General features: G+C 41.9%; 22 protein-coding genes, 1 other RNA gene and 2 pseudogenes. 14 read left to right on the forward strand and 11 right to left on the reverse strand.

The window, feature by feature from the left end:
* Window positions 1-107: 107 nt before the first annotated feature.
* Window positions 108-1,232, reverse strand: coding sequence for a magnesium chelatase ATPase subunit I (bchI, locus tag V7K67_RS15505; RefSeq protein WP_335167285.1), 1,125 nt, complete (start codon window positions 1,230-1,232; stop codon window positions 108-110).
* A gap of 378 nt (window positions 1,233-1,610) precedes the next feature.
* Here bchI and V7K67_RS15510 point away from each other — a divergent pair, with 378 nt between their 5' ends.
* Entirely contained in the window at window positions 1,611-2,903 is a 1,293-nt protein-coding gene (locus V7K67_RS15510) for a glycoside hydrolase family 10 protein (protein WP_334733078.1), read from the forward strand.
* 48 nt (window positions 2,904-2,951) lie between these two features.
* On the opposite strand, the gene V7K67_RS15515 is transcribed toward V7K67_RS15510, so the two are convergent.
* The 3 genes from V7K67_RS15515 to V7K67_RS15525 all read right to left on the reverse strand — a co-directional run bounded on the left by V7K67_RS15515 (window position 2,952) and on the right by V7K67_RS15525 (window position 4,347).
* Window positions 2,952-3,635, reverse strand: coding sequence for an ATP-dependent Zn protease (locus V7K67_RS15515; protein ID WP_334733077.1), 684 nt, complete (start codon window positions 3,633-3,635; stop codon window positions 2,952-2,954).
* A gap of 70 nt (window positions 3,636-3,705) precedes the next feature.
* Complete coding sequence (locus V7K67_RS15520) at window positions 3,706-3,957, reverse strand: hypothetical protein (protein ID WP_335167288.1); 252 nt, start codon at window positions 3,955-3,957, stop codon at window positions 3,706-3,708.
* Window positions 3,958-4,053: 96 nt separating this feature from the next.
* A complete protein-coding gene (locus V7K67_RS15525) occupies window positions 4,054-4,347 on the reverse strand; it encodes a hypothetical protein (protein WP_335167290.1) in 294 nt (97 codons plus the stop codon).
* 36 nt (window positions 4,348-4,383) lie between these two features.
* Between V7K67_RS15525 and acpP the strand changes: the two genes are divergently transcribed.
* Window positions 4,384-4,659, forward strand: coding sequence for an acyl carrier protein (gene acpP / locus V7K67_RS15530; protein WP_335167339.1), 276 nt, complete (start codon window positions 4,384-4,386; stop codon window positions 4,657-4,659).
* Window positions 4,660-4,993: 334 nt separating this feature from the next.
* On the opposite strand, the gene purU is transcribed toward acpP, so the two are convergent.
* The 6 genes and pseudogenes from purU to V7K67_RS15560 form a co-directional block, all read right to left on the reverse strand.
* The gene (gene purU / locus V7K67_RS15535; RefSeq protein WP_334729383.1) at window positions 4,994-5,848 is read right to left on the reverse strand and encodes a formyltetrahydrofolate deformylase; all 855 of its coding nucleotides are present in this window, start codon (window positions 5,846-5,848) and stop codon (window positions 4,994-4,996) included.
* Window positions 5,849-5,874: 26 nt separating this feature from the next.
* Window positions 5,875-6,501, reverse strand: a complete 627-nt coding sequence (locus tag V7K67_RS15540; RefSeq protein ID WP_334729384.1) for a DUF4340 domain-containing protein — start codon at window positions 6,499-6,501, stop codon at window positions 5,875-5,877.
* 98 nt (window positions 6,502-6,599) lie between these two features.
* Entirely contained in the window at window positions 6,600-8,309 is a 1,710-nt protein-coding gene (locus tag V7K67_RS15545; protein WP_335167293.1) for a GldG family protein, read from the reverse strand.
* 15 nt (window positions 8,310-8,324) lie between these two features.
* Window positions 8,325-8,699: pseudogene (locus tag V7K67_RS15550) on the reverse strand (four helix bundle protein).
* A 160-nt stretch (window positions 8,700-8,859) separates the two neighbouring features.
* The gene (locus tag V7K67_RS15555) at window positions 8,860-9,672 is read right to left on the reverse strand and encodes an ABC transporter permease (RefSeq protein WP_334729385.1); all 813 of its coding nucleotides are present in this window, start codon (window positions 9,670-9,672) and stop codon (window positions 8,860-8,862) included.
* Entirely contained in the window at window positions 9,673-10,683 is a 1,011-nt protein-coding gene (locus V7K67_RS15560; protein WP_334729386.1) for an ABC transporter ATP-binding protein, read from the reverse strand.
* A gap of 523 nt (window positions 10,684-11,206) precedes the next feature.
* Between V7K67_RS15560 and V7K67_RS15565 the strand changes: the two genes are divergently transcribed.
* The 3 genes from V7K67_RS15565 (at window position 11,207) to V7K67_RS15575 (ending at window position 13,728) form a co-directional block, all read left to right on the forward strand.
* The gene (locus V7K67_RS15565; RefSeq protein WP_334729388.1) at window positions 11,207-11,584 is read left to right on the forward strand and encodes a hypothetical protein; all 378 of its coding nucleotides are present in this window, start codon (window positions 11,207-11,209) and stop codon (window positions 11,582-11,584) included.
* 299 nt (window positions 11,585-11,883) lie between these two features.
* On the forward strand, window positions 11,884-12,276 hold the full coding sequence (locus V7K67_RS15570) for a hypothetical protein (protein ID WP_335167296.1): 393 nt from the start codon (window positions 11,884-11,886) through the stop codon (window positions 12,274-12,276).
* Window positions 12,277-12,468: 192 nt separating this feature from the next.
* Window positions 12,469-13,728 (forward strand): tetratricopeptide repeat protein, encoded by a 1,260-nt coding sequence (locus V7K67_RS15575; RefSeq protein ID WP_335167298.1) that lies wholly within the window; start codon window positions 12,469-12,471, stop codon window positions 13,726-13,728.
* 14 nt (window positions 13,729-13,742) lie between these two features.
* Here V7K67_RS15575 and V7K67_RS15580 read toward each other — a convergent pair whose 3' ends face one another.
* On the reverse strand, window positions 13,743-14,333 hold the full coding sequence (locus V7K67_RS15580) for a DUF411 domain-containing protein (protein ID WP_335167300.1): 591 nt from the start codon (window positions 14,331-14,333) through the stop codon (window positions 13,743-13,745).
* 486 nt (window positions 14,334-14,819) lie between these two features.
* Here V7K67_RS15580 and V7K67_RS34410 point away from each other — a divergent pair.
* From V7K67_RS34410 to queF, 9 genes and pseudogenes are all read left to right on the forward strand, one after another.
* Window positions 14,820-14,961, forward strand: a pseudogene (locus V7K67_RS34410) (CRISPR-associated endonuclease Cas1); the annotation flags it as partial.
* Between the two features lie 379 nt (window positions 14,962-15,340).
* Window positions 15,341-15,493, forward strand: coding sequence for a hypothetical protein (locus V7K67_RS15585; protein WP_335167302.1), 153 nt, complete (start codon window positions 15,341-15,343; stop codon window positions 15,491-15,493).
* A 35-nt stretch (window positions 15,494-15,528) separates the two neighbouring features.
* Entirely contained in the window at window positions 15,529-16,374 is an 846-nt protein-coding gene (locus tag V7K67_RS15590; protein ID WP_335167304.1) for an endonuclease/exonuclease/phosphatase family protein, read from the forward strand.
* A gap of 1 nt (window position 16,375) precedes the next feature.
* The gene (gene cls / locus V7K67_RS15595; protein WP_335167306.1) at window positions 16,376-17,818 is read left to right on the forward strand and encodes a cardiolipin synthase; all 1,443 of its coding nucleotides are present in this window, start codon (window positions 16,376-16,378) and stop codon (window positions 17,816-17,818) included.
* An 87-nt stretch (window positions 17,819-17,905) separates the two neighbouring features.
* Window positions 17,906-18,172, forward strand: coding sequence for a YciI family protein (locus V7K67_RS15600; RefSeq protein ID WP_334709596.1), 267 nt, complete (start codon window positions 17,906-17,908; stop codon window positions 18,170-18,172).
* A gap of 37 nt (window positions 18,173-18,209) precedes the next feature.
* Window positions 18,210-18,306, forward strand: an RNA gene (gene ffs / locus V7K67_RS15605) — signal recognition particle sRNA small type.
* A gap of 25 nt (window positions 18,307-18,331) precedes the next feature.
* The gene (locus V7K67_RS15610) at window positions 18,332-18,718 is read left to right on the forward strand and encodes a phasin family protein (RefSeq protein ID WP_334709597.1); all 387 of its coding nucleotides are present in this window, start codon (window positions 18,332-18,334) and stop codon (window positions 18,716-18,718) included.
* 156 nt (window positions 18,719-18,874) lie between these two features.
* A complete protein-coding gene (locus V7K67_RS15615; RefSeq protein WP_334709598.1) occupies window positions 18,875-19,276 on the forward strand; it encodes a hypothetical protein in 402 nt (133 codons plus the stop codon).
* A gap of 372 nt (window positions 19,277-19,648) precedes the next feature.
* On the forward strand, window positions 19,649-20,050 hold the full coding sequence (gene queF / locus V7K67_RS15620) for a preQ(1) synthase (RefSeq protein WP_335167309.1): 402 nt from the start codon (window positions 19,649-19,651) through the stop codon (window positions 20,048-20,050).
* The last annotated feature ends 1 nt before the right edge of the window (window position 20,051 follow it).

Raw genomic sequence — 20,051 nt, forward strand, 5'->3', positions numbered from 1 at the left:
TCCTAACTCCTCATTCCTAACTCCTCATTCCTAACTCCTCATTCCTAACTCCTCATTCCTAACTCCTCATTCCTAACTCCTCATTCCTAACTCCTAACTCCTAACTTTTAACCTCTAGCCCCTAACTTTTGACCTGTGCCGTTTTTTTGTACCGTGTCACTTTCTGGTAGTTCGACACCAAAGACGCGGCTAAAAACTTTGGCGACTTTGTAGCCAGAATCAATCGATTCTAAGGGGTCTTTCCGGAGTCTGTGACGCAAGCATAGCGTAATTACGCGATGGATATCATCAACTGTAACTTCATTGCGTCCTTCATAAGCTGTTAAGGCTTTGGCGGCGCGGTTACTAACAATGTCACCCCGTAAACCATCTACATCTAGTTCTGAACAGACTTCAGAAATTTTCACCCGCAAATCGTAGTCAATTTTCACTTCTGGCAAAAGCTGTTGAGCATTGACAATTTGCTGTTGTAATGCTTCTTGCTGGGGTTTGTAGTTTTCGAGAAATACCGATGGATTTTGGTCAAAATCTGCCCGTTGTTCTACGATTTGCACCCGCAAGGCTGGTTCTTTGACTGTGTGAATTTCTGCGTGCATCCCAAAGCGATCGAGCAGTTGGGGGCGTAGTTCCCCTTCTTCGGGGTTTCCAGAACCCACAAGCACGAAACGCGCCGGGTGACGGATAGAAATGCCTTCCCGTTCTACAGTGTTCCATCCACTGGCAGCGGAGTCGAGTAACACGTCTACAAGGTGGTCATCTAGTAAGTTGACTTCATCCACATAGAGAATGCCTCGGTTAGCCTTTGCCAGCAGTCCCGGTTCAAAGGCTTTGACACCTTCAGATAAAGCTTTCTCGATGTCGATTGTGCCACAAACTCGGTCTTCTGTAGCTCCTAGCGGCAGGTCTACCATTTGGACTTTTTTGTGAGCTACGGGAATTTCCGCCCCTTGTTCTAACAGTTGGCGGACTTCATCGCTCATCAAGTCGGGGTCGCTAGGATCGCTACTAAAGGGGTCATTGGCAACCACAGAAATTTCTGGCAGCAGATCTGCCAGCGCCCGGATAGTTGTGGATTTTCCGGTGCCGCGATCGCCCATAATCATTACACCCCCAATTTTGGGGTCAATCACGTTCAATAGCAGCGCCAGTTTCATTTCTTCCTGGCCCACTATTGCCGTAAAAGGAAATACTACGCGACGCGCACTTACCGTGGATTGAGCAATTGGACTCACTAAATTACCTTAACAATATTTTTCTTATTACAGTTCTTTATTGTGACACAGGTAGGGCGTGGGGGAATGTGAAGATCGGGGAGATGAGGGGGATGAGGGAGATGAGGGGGATGAGGGAGATGAGGGGGATGAGGGGGATGAGGGGGATGAGGGCAGGGGAGAAGTTGTAGTAAGTTTTTCCCCTCTGCTCCTTTGCACCTCTACCTTTTGTGCCCAATGCCCAATTCCCAATGTCTACTGGGCACTAATGATTACTAAATACGTCAAGCACCTTATAGGTCTGCTTTGGTTATTTTGGTGCAAAAGTTCTATAAGCAGGGAACGAAAAACTACCAACTTATCAATCCCGTACTAAGCATAAATACTTGTAAACTATATATGCTTAGTAGATTAATTTATAAAAACGAGCAATGGCGTGTGTGGGTAGTTAATGCATCATTCAAATCTATGAAATCATCTTTTATTATTCAAAGTTGGCGGCGTAGATGCCTGGCAGCTTGTCGTCAGACATCGCTCAAGTATCTTTTTCCCTTTCTCATTTTAATATCCTTTGTTACGGTATTGTTGGTAGACGGTTTCACCCCTGCCATCGCACAGATACCCCGTCAGGAAATTCGCGGGGTTTGGATGACCAACAATGATTTTGACACCCTCAAGAGTCGCGATAAAGTGCATGATGCCGTAAGTCAACTGCGGCGGTTGAATTTCAATACAATCTATCCTGTGATATGGAACTCTGGTTATGTAATGTATCCCAGTGCCCTAGCGCAACGTGCAGGGATTCAACCTTTTGTCTCCAGAGGTTCAGATGGACATGATATTCTTGCAGACCTCATTACCCAAGCCCATCGCAAAGGATTGCTAGTAATTCCCTGGTTTGAATTTGGTTTCATGGCTCCCCCAACCTCAGAACTAGCATTAAATTATCCCGATTGGTTCACACAAATGCGGGATGGTACCCAAACTTCAATCAGTGCGGCGGGTGAGGTAATGTGGCTCAATCCGTTTCATCCACAAGTGCAACAGTTCATTACCAATCTCGTGCTAGAAGCTATCACCCAATATGATGCCGATGGCATTCAGTTTGACGATCATACAAGTTTGCCCTACGAATTTGGCTACGATAAATATACAGTTGCCTTGTACACCCAAGAAACTAATAATGCTCCCCCAAGTAATCCTCAAGATGAAGACTGGGTAAAGTGGCGGGCAGATAAAATTACGGCGTTCATGGTACAACTTAACCAAGCTGTGAAGCAGAGAAAACCCCAAGCGATTTTCTCGGTTTCTCCCAATTACTATGATTTTGCTTACAAGTTTCAACTGCAAGACTGGCTGACTTGGATGCGGCAAAATATTGTAGACGAGTTAATTGTGCAAGTTTATCGTCCGAATCTGCAAAGTTTTATAGCCAATATTTCCCGCCCAGAAATTCAAGAAGCGCAACAAATAATTCCAACTGGAATTGGCATTATGACAGGGTTAAGAAATAACCCAGTTCCCATGCAGCAAATTCAGTCTCAGGTGCGGGCTGCCCAAGAACGCGGTTTAGGCGTAACCTTCTTTTATTATGAAAGTCTTTGGAACGATGCCCAAGAATCTTTAGAAGAGCGACAAGCTGGATTTGAAAATCTTTTTCCATCTCCCGCACTCCGCGCCAGAGTTGAATAACTTTTCTGTTGAACTCACGTTCAACAGATGTTAATAACTCCCTACTCCCTACTCCCTACTCCCCACTCCTAACTCAGCCTGACAACCTTCTACCGAAGTGCCTTGTCGCATGGCATTAACTAAAGCCTCATAGCTAGACCAATTTTCTTGGAGTAGGGTTTTTGCCTGGAGGGCATGAAACCGTAGTTTCTGCTGATAAGCTGATTCAGAAAAGCCCAAAATTGTCAAGACTCCTATCAGCTTGCTTTTATCATCACTTCCACCCTCAGCATTATTAAAAACTAGGGTTTCAGCAGCAATACCCGCCATCCAAACAGTGCAGTAGCGGTCTAGCATTTGGGCGCTGATTTTACCTACTTCTAGTTGAGATGCTAATTCGCCATCATCAAAGCTAACGCCGCCTTGTCCAGGTTGCCCCTGTTTCCAGGCTTCCCAAGCGCTGAGTGTGTACCCAGTAACGGGAATACCCAACAGGTAAGCAACCAAAAAATGCCCTGCTTCGTGGTGAACGATGCGATCGCGGTGTTCTTTTGAAAAACCAGCAATCCAATCTAAAAAAATAGTACCACCCTTGCCTTGCAAGCTGAAACTATCTAATGTCGCTATGCCTAAGATGGTGAAGGTAGCAAGTGCTGGTACTGCCGGTGATAAGTTTAAGAATGGCCCCAGCAATACTGATAGGGTCATGAGAAAGATTGATATTGCAACTAAATTTAGGCTAGTTTGGCTCATTGAAACTTTTCTGAGAATCGGCTTAATCTTTCTTTATTATGAGACGAGACTAGCTACAAAAGGAATGTGATTAAACAATGGTGCATTTACTGAGAATGACTTCTAGCCCCTTCTGTACCTGCTCAAGTTCTTGGCGCTTTTGGTAAATCCACATCTTTTCAGCCTCACGTTGTTCCAGGGTTTCGTTGTGAGCCTTTTCTTGCTGTTCGAGGAGATTTTCGTAAAGTGCGATCGCTTCTGCAATTACTCGACTAGCTGATTCAACTCGGTTTTCAAAGACTGAGTTAACTATTTCATTTAATTTCTCGAATATTGTATCCATTGACTCATCGAATTTTTGAAATCCTAGTTCAAAAACTTTCCCTTTTATTTGGTCTTTTAGTCGAATGGCACTAAGAAAACCGGAAAGGCTTATCAATTAAGCGCTTTGCAATTGCTTACGTAATTCATGCCGTGGTTTCGTCATTAAGGGGTAAGCTTTCGGGCGACGTTTACGAACTCGTGGTTCACTTCTACCGGGGCGTAGTTTACCGCCGCAGGCATCGCTGACAGGCTTGTGGGCAATAACTTTTAGTAAAGTACGATAAATTTGCTGACGTTTTGTGGAAGCTGCGGCTAACAATTCGGGAATAAAGTTATTTAAATGATGGCGAGTGCCTTGGAGTGATAAGCGCAATGGAGGAGTAGCGTAAGTAGTACCTGCTGACCACATCAAACCACGCAGTAGATTGTAAGCAAGTAAATAAACATAAATGTAGCTGAGTCTTCCACTAACAGCAATTTACAGCAGAAAATCTTTAAAAAGCTGCAAAATATTATCGCCGAAAATTTAGCAGTAGATTCAAGCACAATAACACTTAGCACAGACTTTAACAAAGATTTGGGAGGAGATTCTCTTGATTTAGTAGAGGTAGTTATGGCTATAGAAGAAGAATTCGACATTGAAATTCCTGATGAAGCTGCAGAAAAGATTACAACAATTCAACAGGCTGTCGATTACATTAGCCGAAAAGTTGCTGTTTAATACCAAATCTAGTTGAAATATCTTCTTTTTTATAAAGTCCGCTTAGGCGGACTTTGTTTATATAGCCTGTGATAAAGATTTACTTCTATAAAAGCTGTATTAATGTACACATTCAGAGCCATGACGAAAAATTAGGGTTTATTTTAGACGGATGAAGGAAATTGTGGTTTAAATGACCTAAAAATCTGGTTTCCCAGCCTCGCGTTTTATTACTGAATCGGTGTTCTAGCTACAAAACATCATCTCACAACTTCTCGCGTAGGCGTAGCCCGCACTTCGACAAGCTCAGTGACCACCGTAGGCATCGCTCTCTTGCATTACTTTGGATATAAAATTACTCAAATACTACTGTTCTATTACCATAGACTAATACACGATTTTGCAAGTGCGATCGCACTGCTCTTGCTAATACAATTCTCTCCAAATCTTTGCCTTTTCTCACCAAATCATCAACTTCATCACGGTGACTAACTCGCACTACATCTTGTTCAATAATTGGGCCAGCATCTAAATCAGCGGTGGCATAATGCGCTGTTGCACCAATAATTTTCACACCCCGTTCAAAAGCTCGGTGATAAGGGTTTGCGCCGATAAAAGCTGGTAAAAATGAATGATGTATATTAATAATTTGCGGAAATTGACTAATAAAATCTGCACTAACAATTTGCATATATTTCGCCAATACCACTAAATCTATTTTGTACTGGCGGAGTAATTCTAGCTGTTGGGTTTCTTGTTCTGATTTATTGTCTTTATTGATAGGAATGTGCTGAAAGTCAATATTAAATTGCTCTGCCACTACCTTTAAATTAGAATGGTTGCTAATAATTAAAGGAATTTCAGCAATAAATTCTTTGGCGCGTTGTCGCCAAATTAAATCAAATAGACAATGGTCTTGGCGACTGACCCAAACAGCAATGCGTGGTACTGTATCAGAAAAACGTATTTCCCACTTAGCACCTAAAGGTTGAGCAATGGCATTAAATGCAGGGGCAATAAATTCTCGCGGCAAATTAAATCCATCTAACTGCCATTCAATGCGGGTGAGGAATAACCCAGCAGCAAAATCTGTATGTTGATCTGCATGAATAATATTACCACCGTTAGAATAGATGAAATTGGCAAATTTCGCCACCAGTCCTCGTCGATCGGGGCAAGAAATTAGCAATGTTGCTGTCGGACTTGTCATAACAATATCGCCAGATTTGAAAGTAACTATTTGCTGTTTGTCGGACTCGGTTTAGGAATGATCAGCGGAGGAAGTTTCTGACTATTATCTACCGGTTGTTTCCACTCTGATAATTCCCGATTCACGGCATTGGCAAAATCTGTGGATACCAACAGCACATTTATATTTCCATCGGGTTTAATAGCAGAGTCAGCTTGAGCGTACAATAAACGACCGTTAAAGTTAGATTTACCTAAAATCAACTGATGGCTTTGCCGGTTTTTTAAGGTGATATTGATAGTTGCTTGGGGTTGATCTAAGGCAAATTCTCCAAGCTGTTTTGCTGGAATTGATAAAGTGCTATCGCTATTACCCTTGACCAACAAATCCATTAAATAAGAAACAATAGCGTCATTTGCTGGGCCAGATATCGGAGATTTGATTAACCACTTAGGCTTACTAGAAGATTCAGGGCTACGTTCCAGGTTCAAGGTGAATTTTTTTGTCTTGACTGTTAGAGACTGCACATCATCTTCTCCAAAAGAGAAAATTTTCTGTTTTTGCTCCTTGATTTCTTCTCGTACAGTTGCACCTCGAATTTCATAGAAGTAAACAAAACCACCTAAACCTAGTGCTAGCAGTATCAAAATTAAAGTCGTTCGCGGCAATTTCATTTTTTAATCATTTGTCATTTGTCATTTCTCATTTCTCATTGGTGAAGAGTTAGTATTTATAACTCTTAACTCCTAACTCCTAACTCCTAACCCATTTCTTACCGTCGTTTCCACCAAATAATAACTGCCGCCGATAACCCAATTAAAGGTAAAACTAACAAAGACGACAATATTAAAAGATTTGCTTGGGTAGTTGTCAGGGTTATCCGACGGTTTTTCGGTTCTTTAGGGCGAATAGAAAGGGGTTGCTGATCCTGTTTACTCAGCCAAGTAACTGAATTGAGGAATACATCTCCGTTTAGTTGCTGTTGAAACAAACCATCGGTGGCGAAACTAGAATTTCCTAAAACCACTAACCGCGACTCAGTGGTTGTTTGAGATGAGGAAGTAGGGGGAGATGGGGGAGATAAGGGAGTGGTGCTTGGTGATGGAAGTGGTAAAGATTGCGGAGTTTTGGCAGAAGGATTAGGACTAGTTTTGCCTTGGGTGATTGGTGATGGTAGAGGTGAAGGTGTGGGTGAAGCTTGGGGAGTGGAAGTAGATTTGGGTGTTTGTTTTCTGGTTAAGGCAACACCCAAGGTCAGAGGCCCTTTGAGGTCTTTACCTGCATTAAACTCTAATTTTTCGCTTTGGAGATCGCTTTCTCCCCAACTGCTGGGATAGGGTTTGGTTCGCAGCAGAGGAGTAGCCTCAATACCAGGTACAGAGGTAATTTCCAGTGGTCGGGAAATCGGATAAAAAGAATTACCGTTACCGAAATCTTTGGTAATTGGATGTTTACCGTATTCTGTCACTAAGGGCGCAGCAGGACCACGTCCCACGACGCTTTCACTTGAAACATCTACGGCTAAACGATTATCTAAACTAACACCCCACTCTTGTAGCAAGCTGTTAAGTTTAGGATCGGTATTAGGATCAATCATCAGCAGCAAATTACCGCCTCGATTCAGATATTCTTGCAAGGCTTTGACTTCGCCCTGAAATAACTCTCGCTTAGGGCCAGCTACGATGACGACAGCTGCATCTTGAGGAACTTTCGAGGTTTCTGTTAGATTCAGCGGTGCTGTTGTGAAATTTTTATCGCCTAATCCCTGAACTGCTTGTGACATTGCGCCTTTACCAGCTGAAAGTTGGTGTTCGCCATGACCTTGGAGGAAGTAAACTTTGGCTGTGGTTAAATTTGTTAGTTGTTGTAGGCGACTAGTTAATCTGATTTCTGACAGACGCTCATTTTCATTTATTGTCTGTACTAATTGCCGTTTATCCCCAGATTCGAGGTAAACTTCGCCATAATCTTTAACGCCAAACTTCTCTGCAAGTCCTGGTCTAGCTTCAGGGTTGATATACTCATATTTAAATTTTGAGCTTTGCCGCTGATAATTTTCTAGCAGTTCTCGGTCTTGGGGATTCTGGTTAATATCAAACACCCACACTTTAACTGGCTGTGGTAAAACGCTTACTAATTTCTGTGACTGGGGCGCAAGGGTAAATAATTGAGACTCTGTTAAATCTGCCCGCAGATGGTAGCGAGTTCCCAAAAAGTTAATCAATCCCAAAATTGCCAATACTGCCAGAGTTGCCACTAAGGCATTAGTTCCTGCTTGGGTAGAACGACGGTTCCACCAGTTACTCTGGTTGCTTTGCCATATTATCCCCAGTCCACTGATGATAATTCCCGTAATTATAAATACTAATGGAATTAGTCCCCACTGTTCAGAGATCAATCCAACTGTTAAGCCGACAGTAATTAGGAATGGGCCCAACCAAAACAGATATTTCCAAAGTTTCTTTTTTGTAACTATCTTCATATAATTTGTCATTTGTCATTTGTCATCTGGTACATTGCCAATTGAGTTTAGGTAGGAGTTTAATTTGGGCGCTAGTTCGTTAATGATTGTTTTGGTTGCATTTATCTGTTCGGTAGTTAAAAGGTTACGAATGTAAGCTCGTCTTAACCAATGTTGAGTTTCATTCAAAGAGCCTCTTGCTATTTTTATAAAACGTCTATTATCTTGAAAACTGCCTCTTCCTAAACCTTCCGCTATATTGGCACCGATACTATCAGCTGAACGTACAATCTATTTACCAATCGTATCTTTTGCAAAAAAATTCCATCCCTCAACAATTTTCCAAATGTCATTCGCTAATTGTTCTGATAATTTATAAACCTGTAATTCTTGGAAACGCTTTGTTGCCATTTCTTGAGTTGTCTTGATGATTTTTAGTCAATCAATTTTCATCCATATATTTTTAAGTGTCACTATTTTTTGACTAATGACCAATACTTCTCTTCTTAGGCTGCACCAACGGCTTCTCTACAATATGCACTCGCATTTGCTCAGTACAAATGACCAATGACTATTGCCTTTGAAAGCGCAGTGCATCAATTGATTGAGCGGTGAGAAAGATGCCCAAAAAAATGTAACTGGCGAATAAAACCAAGGTGCTGGTATCGAAAATCCCTTGAATTAAGGTGCTGTAATGTTTCAGCAACGATAGATAACCTAAAGCTTCGCCCACGGGGCCAGGGACAATTTTGCCGATTAAATCAATTAATAACAATAATAAGATGACTGCAAAGGTAAGAACGGCAGACAGAATTGTGCTATCTGTTAATGAGGAAATAAACATTCCAATAGATAAAATTGCTGCTGCTAGCAAGATTAATCCAAAATTACCCAGCAAGGGAATTAAGAGCGACATTGGGGGATTTGAGCCGCTGATGGCGATCGCTTCAAACACTAGCATGGGTACAACCATTGTGGTCAGAAATGTTAGTACGCCTAATAATTTACCCACAGCTACCGCCCAATTGGTGATTGGTGAGGTGGCTAACAGTTCTAAAGTGCCCCGCTTACGTTCTTCAGCATAGAGTCCCATTGAGAGGATGGGCAGAATAAACAACAATAGCCACTCCATACGTTCCAAAAATATTCGGACAAATTCGTAGGGGACATCTATGGGCGGTACTGGTACTCCCAACTGTTGCCCTTGTGCATCCATTGCCGCCACTCCTACCAAAATGCCATCTGGCCCTAGCAAAATCATCACGAAGAATAACCCGGCAAGGAACCAAAATATGCCTGCGATCGCATAAGCTAAAGGCGATACAAAATAACTCTGTAACTCTCGGCGATAAATGGCAATAATATTACTCAGCACTATACCCATTTAGGCTGCCTCTCCTTCGTTGTCTGCTGCTAAGTCTACCTCAGGATCGAAATTCTTTTCTTCTGTGGTCAGTTGCAAGAACACGTCTTCTAAGGTAGCGTTAACCCGCCGCAGTTCATGTAAACCGAATCCTGCACGTACTAATGTTGTGGCAATATCCTTTCCTGGTTCTTTTCCCGGTTGTGATATTACCCGCAGGTAAGCGCGATTTTCCTGGGGTTGATGGCCGTGGATTCCGGCTGTGGGAATTGATTCTATCAGACTCACACCCGCGACTTTTTGCAATACCTGTTTCGCTAGGGCAGCTTCTCCTTCTATTTCCAATTCATACCCGGAACCACCTGTCAACTGAGTCATTAGGTTTTCTGGTGTATTAGTTGCCACTACTTTACCGCGATTGATGATGGCGACGCGGCTACAAGTCATGCTCACTTCTGGCAGAATGTGTGTGGAAAGAATAATTGTGTGCGTACCAGCAAGGCTTTTAATTAAATTCCGCACTTCAATTATTTGTCGAGGATCGAGTCCAACGGTGGGTTCATCCAAGATGATCGCTGGTGGATCGTGGACGATCGCTTGAGCAATGCCTACCCTTTGGCGGTATCCTTTAGAGAGTTTGCGGATAATCACTCGCCGCTTGTCTTCTAAATTGCAGCGTTCAATGGCGGCTGTCACCTTGTTGGGGCGATCGCCTGCTGGAACTCCCTTAATTCGGGCGACAAAATGCAAAAATCCCTCCACCGTCATCTCTGGATATAACGGCGGTGTTTCGGGTAAATAACCAATGCGTTGGCGCACAGCCAGAGAATTTTCATGGACATCATAACCAGCAATCCGGGCATTTCCATTGGTTGCTGGTAAATAACCAGCCAGAATCCGCATGGTTGTGGTTTTTCCAGCCCCATTGGGGCCCAACAACCCTAAAATTTCCCCAGGTTCGACGCTAAAGGTGACATCAGTAATCGCTGGGGTAGAGCCGTATATTTTACTTAGATGCTCAACTTCGATCATAATTTTACACGCACTAGCAACACTTTCAGCCTTTACTCTCACCAAAATGCTCACGCAATGCTCAAATAGCCTATTTTCAGCGTCTGAGCATCAATAGCAGATATAAAATACTACTCAGTAGTTATGCTCAAAGGATGCTCACCCTCTCAGGGATAAATGTCTCTCTATCTTATGTGCAAATTTAGTCTAACTAAGTAGTCCAGCTAAATTCGCACTACTTCCCTTTCTTCTCATCTAGTGCCTTTTGCACAGCGTCTCTACAGAATTGTGCCGGGTTATCTTGCTTCTGTATCTCTTCCTTCATGTCCTTGGTAGCCCTGAAAGTAACATTCTCGGTCAATTCTCTACTTGGTGGATTGTCAAAATTTTCGGGCTTACCTTTGGGCTTAGACATTTATGTAGAAAGGTAAATATAGATTGAAGTCGATGCAAGCGTCGGGTTACAGTCTTTAATCGGTGGTGATGACAGTCTGGAAAACAGTTCACCACCGATACCACTTTTACAAATGGGTAATTCTATTTTATGTTCACACGGTCAGAACTCGAAATCAAAACCATTGCTGAGTTGAGAGATTTGTGCAGGCGGTACGGCATCAAGCCGACTGGCAACGCTGGCTATAAGGTCAGCTACATAACCTCTCTAATCGCATTCCCTGCCATAGCACTTAGCCAGTTAGAAAAGGGAATGGGGCTGAGACGGATGTCATTTGAAGCTTACCAGAATCTTGGTGCAGCACTGGATGAGATGAACTCACCCACAGATGAACAAGCAGCGCTGATTAAGCTGACAATGGAAGGGAAACGCTACCAAGCACCTCAGAGGTGGGAGCAAGAGAGGCTGATTAACCTCTACAAGGCTAAACTGAAGCTGGAAGAGGTATTGGAACTGCTAGGGGAGTAAATTACAGCTACAGGCATTTTATCGGGGGAGGTAATCAAGTCTCCCTTTTTTATGTGGTCAAAACCTGGATTTCTCACTTGTGAGAAATCCAGGGTAGGGGCGGGTTAAGCGAGACATTCATGAATGAGATGGATCATATCTGTTAACCCGCCCCTACTGCTTGTGAGAAATGCGGCTCAATTAGCTCACCCTTTTGGGTGAGTCATAGATCAACCGATCAGATGACCTGGACGAAGGAAGCTGAGATTAATAATAAGGAGGACTCTATTAGTAAAGAACACCGATTGCATTTTACCGTTATGAAACTTGTTACCTTAATAAATTCTGCACTTATTTTTGCTTCTATTGCCTTTGTACCTGGAATCGCTGGCGCTCAAACAGCTACTAGCAATAGCAATGAAACAATCGCGATTAACTCTAACAATTTATCCACTAGCTCGACTGCTGTGAGTTACCTACAACCCTTGAATCTAGTAACTTTTGCTTATCAAGGAGGTCTGCAACAACATGGTATTCCGAGCGGAGAAGCCCTAGTACTTGGAACTCAAAACAGAAATATTCTGGCGATAGATGTGGTTCAAGCTGCTGTTAATGCAGATAAATTACCATCACAAGTTTTAAACGACCAAAATTATCTAAATGCTGTTAATTTAGAACTCAACGTATTACCCGACTACGCTGCTGCTGATTGATTTGGTTTTTCTGATATTTAAAGTTTTTTATACACAGAGAAGACGGGGTATAAAATAAGGTTTATTATTGAAGAATAACTTCTAGGTTTTTAAGAGAAGTTGTGCCTATAAGTTTCACCTATCCTGCGCTAAAGGCACAGAAAATTGTATAATCAACAGCTTATTAACCAAAAATTGCGTTTTCTATAGAGAATGACAGAAGTAATTAGATCCGGGAGCCTAAATAACATTGAAATAGGGACTGGGGATTGGGGACTAGGGATTGAGGACTGGGAAAATTTGGATGGGAATTCAGATCCCAACGAAATCTTAAAGGAATTTCCTATCCAGTCTCGTTCAGACTTGGGCGTGAGCGCTACTTCTCAACGAGGGGCTGCGCCAACGACACAGCTAAGTACAAGTCAGTCGAATGCTGACGCTTACGGTGTCAGCCCAGTATCCAGTACCCAGTCCCGGAACGCCGAGGATTCCTCAACTTTGGCGCAGCAATGTGGGGAATTATGGACGCAACCTGTTGCGTCCATTGAGTTTGAGGAGCGGTGCTTAGAAAAAGCCAGAGAAACAGGCGATGCCGACAATGTGCAAAGCCAAGGCAATGAGGAAGTTATTTCTTTGGGAAGTTTGGGCAATGCTTACCAGTCATTAGGCGAGTACCACCTAGCAATTGAATTTTATCAGCAGTGGTTAGATACGGCTAGAGAAATAGGCGATCGCTTGGGGGAAGCCAAATCTTTATCTGGGTTGGGTAATGCTTACCAATCACTGGGAAAATACCAGCGAGCGATTGAATTTTATCAGCAGTGGTTGAGTATTACTAGGAAAATTGGCGATCGCACAGGAGAAGGCATTTGCTTGGGAAGTTTGGGCAATACTTATGAATACCTGGGCAAGTACGAGCAAGCGATAGAGTTTTATCGGCAGTGGTTGAGTATAACGAAGAACATAGGTGATTGGACTGGAGAATGCCTAAGCCTGGGAAGTTTGGGCAATACTTATGAATCGTTGGGAAATTACCAACTGGCAATTGAGTTTTACCAGCAATGGTTAGGGTTGGCAAGATTCATTAGCGATCGCAACGGCGAAGGCATGGCTTTGAGTGGCTTGGGCAGTGCTTATAAGGCTTTGGGACAGTACCAAATGGCTTTTGAGTTTCATCAGCATTCATTAGAGATCAGAAGGAATCTCGACGATCGAAATGGGGAAGCAAACGCCTGGTTTAATTTGGGTTTGGTGTTAGAAAAAATCAATCGAGAATCAGAAGCGATCAATGCCTTTTGCAAGGCTCGCGAAATCTATCACGCAATGGGCCTCGATGCCAGCCTGCAAGATTGTAACCATGCCATTGAGCTTCTTTCTCAAAATGTTGCAACCTTCACATCTGGCTTCTGGTTTGGGAAATGGTTAAGTAATTTGTCGCAGTTGATTAAATCTGGTTCTAATAGACATCTCTAGAAATTAAATATGCATTATCTAGAACCCTTGTAGTTATTGAATACTGCAACAGAGTCATTGCGATCAAAAGAAAACACAGAAAACGGATCTTTTCGATTCTCCATCTCCATCCCAGGAGTACCTACAGGCATTTGGGGTACAGATAAACCAATAACTTTTGGCTCTTCTTGAAGCAGACGTTTAATGTCATCTGCTGGGACGTGTCCTTCAATGACATATCCATTCACAATTGCTGTGTGGCAGGATGACAAATTATCCGGCACGTTGTACTTTTGTTTGACTGTTTCGATGTCAGGCGTAGGAAAGTCTGTGATTTTAAAACCCTGTGCCTTTAAATGATCAATCCACCCGCCACAACAGTTACAATCGGGACTGTGATATACAGTGGCATTTAGCGCTGTTGATTTTGATAATGTCTGTTGATTCTGAATGCCTCTATGGGAACTGACTAGTTGAGCATGAGCATAACTTATAGAAGCAGTGTTTCCCCAGATCCCCAAAACCCCTGCTGTTAGACAAATTATTACCGCTACTCGCACAGCAGTAGGTATCAAGATGGGAAGTAAGCGTTTTTGCCAGCAGTAAATAAATTTTTTGTGCGACATCTAAGACCAATTCTGTATGAAGATGCACATAATAATACCCCCTTGGCAAGCTACGGTGTACACACAAGTCTGAAATAGTTGAAAAACCCAAGGTTTTACCCCACCCTAACCCTCCCCGTATGTATTGGAGAGGGAACTAGATTTCTTGTTTCCCCCCAATATATCGGGGGGATTGAGGGGGGTAATTTGACTTGTCGACATTGCAGAAATTTGTAACTAATTCTCTTCAAAAAGACTCTGCATACTTGTGCGCTTACTTTGCGTTCCTCTATGTTTAAAATGGCTACGATTGTAGCCTTTTTTAGTAACAACAGATGCAATAGGGTTCGGTTAAGCCCAAAAAATAAAAATGTGTAGTGGCGTGGCAAGGCTAAAATGTTGCAAAAAAATTGTAGGTTGGGTGGAGGCTTTGCCAAAGCCAACATCCTGGGTGCGATCGCCGATAGTTTTTGAATGAAAATATAAAATCAAACAAAGTCTGGAACTAACTCGAATATTTTCACAGAAGATGATTTTACTCTTTCTGACGAAAAAAAGGAAAAAGTTTCTTAAGCACTGGGAAGAAAAGCAGCAATCTGAGTTAACACACCCAAATACAGGATATAAAGTGAGCTTTCGTAGGTGTTTACCCGGATTTCTCACCAGATTTATCAAACCGAAGTGCAGAGTTTGTAGGGGCGGGTTAAGCGAGACATTCATGAATGATGGATCATATCTGTTAACCCGCCCCTACTGAAGAGTGAGAAATGCGGGATCAAGAGTTAAATGTTTCTAACTACTCTCAATCATTAGATAAAGTTATAATTTATTCATTGATTGATAAGCATCTGAGGGGGTTAGGCAAAGGCTGAAACCCTGATTCTTTCGTTGACCCCCTCAGATAGCTTGCTGAGTAAGGCTTTGAGGCGTGTCATAGTCTCTTTTATTGACAATATTCAACTATTATCCTAGAAAAACGACCCCCTCAGATTGATCCCTCTCAAGCTCAATCATAATAAGGCTTCTGAATGGGTAGGGTTTTAATTCCTTTACCCCTCACGGGGATGAAAACTTCAAAATCACCCATACAACAGATAGCGATCGCAGGTCATGATCATACTAAATTTGCGATCGCCTATGGTGGGCACTTGCGCCATTTTTCTGTAACGACTGTTCAATAGCGTTAAGCTAAAAGTAATTTATTTCAATATTAGTTATGTCTAATATTCAAGAACACGTAAACACTCTCGTTACGAGATTTGTTCCCGGTTATAGATTTCTGCGTTTGCAAGAACTTACAATTGATAAGAATAATTTACTCCAAACAGAAATTGATAGTAAATCAATTAAAGTTCTCAGTTGGAATATTGCTAAACAAAACTATAATAAAATCTGGGTAAAAGATTTTTTAAAAATCATTGACACTTATCAACCAAATCTGATATTTTTGCAAGAGTTTTCTCTCAAACTAGAAGCAGATGAATGGGGGGAATGGCTGAAAATGAATTGGAGCTTTGCACCTAACTTTGTAGATATTCATCATCAAACCTATTCAGGAATTTTCACAGCAGCTACAATTAGTCCACTTACCAAAAAAGTGATAACTACTAAACATTATGAACCGATTGTTAGAACTCCTAAAATTTCTTTAATTACTGAGTATCTGCTATCTGAACAAAGCACAACTATCCTGACAATCAATAGCCATTTAATAAATTTTGTAGATTTAAATAAATTTAAAATACAACTTCAAGAATTAGAGCTAGCATTAGCTATACATCGTGGGCCACTAATATTTTCAGGAGATTTCAATACTTGGAGTCGAAAAAGAGCAGTTATCCTCAATCAGGTAACAACTAAATTAGGATTAATGCCTGTAGTTTTCGCACCTCATTATCAGGATAAAATTAAACGCTTCCTATTATCGCCCCCTTTAGATCATATCTTTTATCGAGATATCAGTGTGAAGAAAGCCAGTGCGAAAGTGCTAGACCAAATTTGTTCATCAGATCACAAGCCATTGCTGGCAGAATTTACTTATACCAATACTCAAAAAAATTAAGATGCTTGTAGATAGTGGTGTTCTAGCGATTTTTAGCACAGCTACAGTTATTGTTCATCTTGTGGGAGTTACACAGGCAGCCCATGCAGTAATGAATGTGCGTTCTTCTCAAGGGGCAATTGCTTGGAGCATTTCTCTAGTTACCTTTCCCTGGCTAGCGATTCCGTTGTATTGGATTTTAGGAAGAACTAAATTTCATGGATATGCTGAAACACTGCGTTCAGTCTATGCACAACACTATAAGCTTTTTCATCCAACTTATAGTGAACTTATTAAATTTCAAGTTGCGCCACCAGATAATCTCGCTGAGTTACAACCATTAGCGGAGACTTTGACAGAAATTTCTTTTACATCAGGCAATGCTGCCGAATTACTGATTAATGGTCAGCAAACCTATGAAGCAATGCTGAAAAAGATTGCAGTGGCGACAAATTATATTTTGTTGCAATTCTATACTGTTAACGATGACCAATCAGGTAATGAGTTTAAAGAAGCATTGATTGCTAAAGCCAAGCAAGGAATCAGCATCTACTTTCTCTACGATGAAATTGGTTCCAAGAAACTATCTCTGGCTTATATCCAATCTCTACAACAACATGGAATTGCGGTGAGTGCATTTAACACCACCAAAGGTTATGGTAATCGGTTCCAATTGAATTTTCGCAATCATCGGAAAATTCTGGTGGTGGATGGAGAAATAGCATTTGTAGGCGGACTGAATATTGGTGACGAATATTTAGGAAAAAATCCTCGCTTGAGTCCCTGGCGCGACACCCACATGATGCTCGAAGGCCCAACTGTACAAAGCCTACAAAACTCCTTTGTGCGAGATTGGTATTGGGCGACTCGAAAACTTATCGAAGTTAATTGGCAGGTAAAAGTTAATCGGGAAACTAATCAAACTGCATTTATACTTCCTACAGGCCCCGCAGATCGTTTGCCAGCTTGTAAGCTTTTTTTCATCGAACTAATTAATCAAGCTCAAACTCACCTCTGGATTGCTAGTCCATACTTTGTGCCGGATGAGGCAACATTGTCAGCTTTAAAACTGGCAGCAATGCGAGGTGTAGATGTACGAATTATTTTACCAAATCGACCCGATCACTTATTTGTTTATTTATGTTCCTTCTCTTACTACACCGAAATGGAAACAATCGGTATCAAATTGTATCGTTATAAAAATGGTTTCATGCACCAGAAAATTATAGTAGTTGATGAGAATCTCGCAGGAGTAGGAACTGTTAATTTAGATAATCGCTCTTTTTCTCTAAACTTTGAAGTTATGGGTTTTGTTACCGAGCCTCAGTTTGTCCAAAGTGTGAAAAAGATGTTAGAGGATGATTTAGCTGTCTGTGTTGCTGTTGATCTTAATGAGTATGATAAAAAACCTTTTTGGTTCAAGCTAGCTGTGAGAGTCTCTCGATTGCTGACTCCTTTACTTTAACATGCGCCTCCGTTGGAGACTCACGTTAAATTGATCTTTAATCATAATTATCCCCAATCCAAAATTTTTATCAGAGGATCCAAGCTTATGCCGTGGTTTGTCAAAATTGAAGAAGGGAAAGTCGATAAACCTACCTTTGACCAATATGTACCAGCCCACAAAGCCTACATTCAGGACTTAATTGCTAAAGGACACAAAGCGCGGACAGGCTATTGGGCAGAGCAAAGAGGCGGGATGTTGTTGTTTGAGGCAGCCTCAAAGGCTGAGGCAGAAGCAATTGTCGCTGATGATCCCTTGGTACAACACGGCTGCGTCAACTATCAGCTTTATGAATGGCGAATTGTTATGGAATGACACACAATTACTGACTTTTCATGTTATTCTTTTAGAAGACCTGGATCTATGCGATCGCAACACCCAAATCTTGTCAGAACCGGAAGGTAGCAGCAACACGGGAGGCTTGTGGTAGGCGTAGTCTCCGGGTCGCCCTATTTTTAGGAGCCTTCAGCAACAATGCCTGGTTTTGGAGATATTGTTCAAAAAGCTTTTTACCTCGGTGTTGGATTAGCTTCTTACGCAGGTGAGAAAGCAGGGGGAAAATTAGCCCAAGTGCGATCGCAAGTCCAAAAACTGGCAGATGAAATGGTTGCAAAGGGCGAAATGAACACAGAAGAAGCCCGCCGCTTCGTTGAAGAGATGATGAAGCAAGCCCAGCAGGCTCAACCATCTGGTGAAACCTCTGAAAAAACACCCCCTTCTGAACCTCGTCGCATTGAAATTTTAGAGGAAGACGAAGAACCAACGGTGAAAGAGGCATCAAATGATGAGAATGTAGATAAATTACGCCAAGAAGTGCTAAATCTGCAAGACGAGTTAAAACGATTGCAACGCGATCAATAAAAAGTGTTCTTTGATCGAAATATTAGTAATAAGTGGCATTTTGACATGACACTCCGGATAGAAACTTGATAAGATACATTGCCTAGTGTGCATTTTAGTGCTTCAAGCCAGACAACACAAAGCGTCCTGTTTATAGCCTGCGAAGGTGTCAAGTTTATGGAACAGTGGCAAAAAGATTTAGCAGAAATCGTCGAAATCGTGGCTGAAGAAGTAGAGCGTTTCTTCCTGGGAATGAGTGAAGTGGTAGACGCATTTTTTGAGCTAACAGAAGAAGTCACCGAGCAAGTACACAATAATATTGCTACTGAAGTCGATCTGTATTTACAGGATTTTGCTGAACCAATGTTAGAAGCTTACTGGGAACTGGAAGACATGGTAGCAGATGTAGATCCGGGTTTTCCTTATTCAGTTGAACCCACAGCCGAAAAAAATCCTGCCTGCATCGGTTGTAGTAACTACCACGGGCAAGTTTATGGTGGTAATTTGTTAGTTTGTGCCATGCATCCCCACGGTTGTGAAGATGAGAATTGTCTAGATTGGGAGAAGGAGGAGTATTGAGAGGGAGTTAGGAGTTAGGAGTTTGGAGTTAGGAGTTTGGAGTTAGGAGTTTGGAGTTAGGAGTTTGGAGTTAGGAGTTAGGAGTTAGGAGTTAGGAGTTAGGAGTTAGGAGTTAGGAGTTAGGAGTTTGGAGTTTGGAGTTAGGAGTTTGGAGTTAGGAGTTTGGAGTTAGGAGTTAGGAGTTTGGAGTTTGGAGTTAGGAGTTTGGAGTTTGGAGTTTGGAGTTTGGAGTTAGGAGTTTGGAGTTTGGAGTTAGGAGTTTGGAGTTAGGAGTTTGGAGTTAGGAGTTTGGAGTTTGGAGTTATAAAATTACTAAAAGGACGTAAATATCAGTAAAATAACAAATGACTAATGACTAATGACTAATGACTAATGACTAATGAAAGTGTATCCCAGGCAAGCCAAGAAATGAAGTATGGCGAACGTGACATTGCGGAAGGTAAACTAATTACCTTTCCGAATCCGCGTGTGGGGAGGCGATATGATATTAGTATTACTTTGCCGGAATTTACTTGTAAATGTCCATTTTCCGGCTACCCTGACTTTGCGACAATTTACGTTACTTATATTCCTGATGAACGGGTAGTGGAATTGAAGGCACTCAAACTTTATATTAATAGTTATCGCGATCGCTACATTTCCCACGAAGAATCTGCCAATCAAATTTTGGATGATTTTGTGGCTGCTTGTGATCCCTTGGAAGTCACGGTGAAAGCAGATTTTACGCCTCGCGGTAATGTACATACTGTGGTTGAAGTGCGTCACCAAAAGTAAT

The sequence above is a fragment of the Nostoc sp. genome (assembly GCF_036917155.1).
Lineage (GTDB): Bacteria > Cyanobacteriota > Cyanobacteriia > Cyanobacteriales > Nostocaceae > Nostoc.

Coding starts and splice junctions, on each gene's coding strand:
- V7K67_RS15510 (WP_334733078.1), top strand. CDS start 1,611: ATGCTTAGTAGATTAATTTATAAAAACGAGCAATGGCGTGTGTGGGTA.
- V7K67_RS15515 (WP_334733077.1), bottom strand. CDS start 3,635: ATGAGCCAAACTAGCCTAAATTTAGTTGCAATATCAATCTTTCTCATG.
- V7K67_RS15520 (WP_335167288.1), bottom strand. CDS start 3,957: ATGGATACAATATTCGAGAAATTAAATGAAATAGTTAACTCAGTCTTT.
- V7K67_RS15525 (WP_335167290.1), bottom strand. CDS start 4,347: ATGTGGTCAGCAGGTACTACTTACGCTACTCCTCCATTGCGCTTATCA.
- purU (WP_334729383.1), bottom strand. CDS start 5,848: ATGACAAGTCCGACAGCAACATTGCTAATTTCTTGCCCCGATCGACGA.
- V7K67_RS15540 (WP_334729384.1), bottom strand. CDS start 6,501: ATGAAATTGCCGCGAACGACTTTAATTTTGATACTGCTAGCACTAGGT.
- V7K67_RS15545 (WP_335167293.1), bottom strand. CDS start 8,309: ATGAAGATAGTTACAAAAAAGAAACTTTGGAAATATCTGTTTTGGTTG.
- V7K67_RS15555 (WP_334729385.1), bottom strand. CDS start 9,672: ATGGGTATAGTGCTGAGTAATATTATTGCCATTTATCGCCGAGAGTTA.
- V7K67_RS15560 (WP_334729386.1), bottom strand. CDS start 10,683: ATGATCGAAGTTGAGCATCTAAGTAAAATATACGGCTCTACCCCAGCG.
- V7K67_RS15565 (WP_334729388.1), top strand. CDS start 11,207: ATGTTCACACGGTCAGAACTCGAAATCAAAACCATTGCTGAGTTGAGA.
- V7K67_RS15570 (WP_335167296.1), top strand. CDS start 11,884: ATGAAACTTGTTACCTTAATAAATTCTGCACTTATTTTTGCTTCTATT.
- V7K67_RS15575 (WP_335167298.1), top strand. CDS start 12,469: ATGACAGAAGTAATTAGATCCGGGAGCCTAAATAACATTGAAATAGGG.
- V7K67_RS15580 (WP_335167300.1), bottom strand. CDS start 14,333: ATGTCGCACAAAAAATTTATTTACTGCTGGCAAAAACGCTTACTTCCC.
- V7K67_RS15585 (WP_335167302.1), top strand. CDS start 15,341: ATGGGTAGGGTTTTAATTCCTTTACCCCTCACGGGGATGAAAACTTCA.
- V7K67_RS15590 (WP_335167304.1), top strand. CDS start 15,529: ATGTCTAATATTCAAGAACACGTAAACACTCTCGTTACGAGATTTGTT.
- cls (WP_335167306.1), top strand. CDS start 16,376: ATGCTTGTAGATAGTGGTGTTCTAGCGATTTTTAGCACAGCTACAGTT.
- V7K67_RS15600 (WP_334709596.1), top strand. CDS start 17,906: ATGCCGTGGTTTGTCAAAATTGAAGAAGGGAAAGTCGATAAACCTACC.
- V7K67_RS15610 (WP_334709597.1), top strand. CDS start 18,332: ATGCCTGGTTTTGGAGATATTGTTCAAAAAGCTTTTTACCTCGGTGTT.
- V7K67_RS15615 (WP_334709598.1), top strand. CDS start 18,875: ATGGAACAGTGGCAAAAAGATTTAGCAGAAATCGTCGAAATCGTGGCT.
- queF (WP_335167309.1), top strand. CDS start 19,649: ATGACTAATGAAAGTGTATCCCAGGCAAGCCAAGAAATGAAGTATGGC.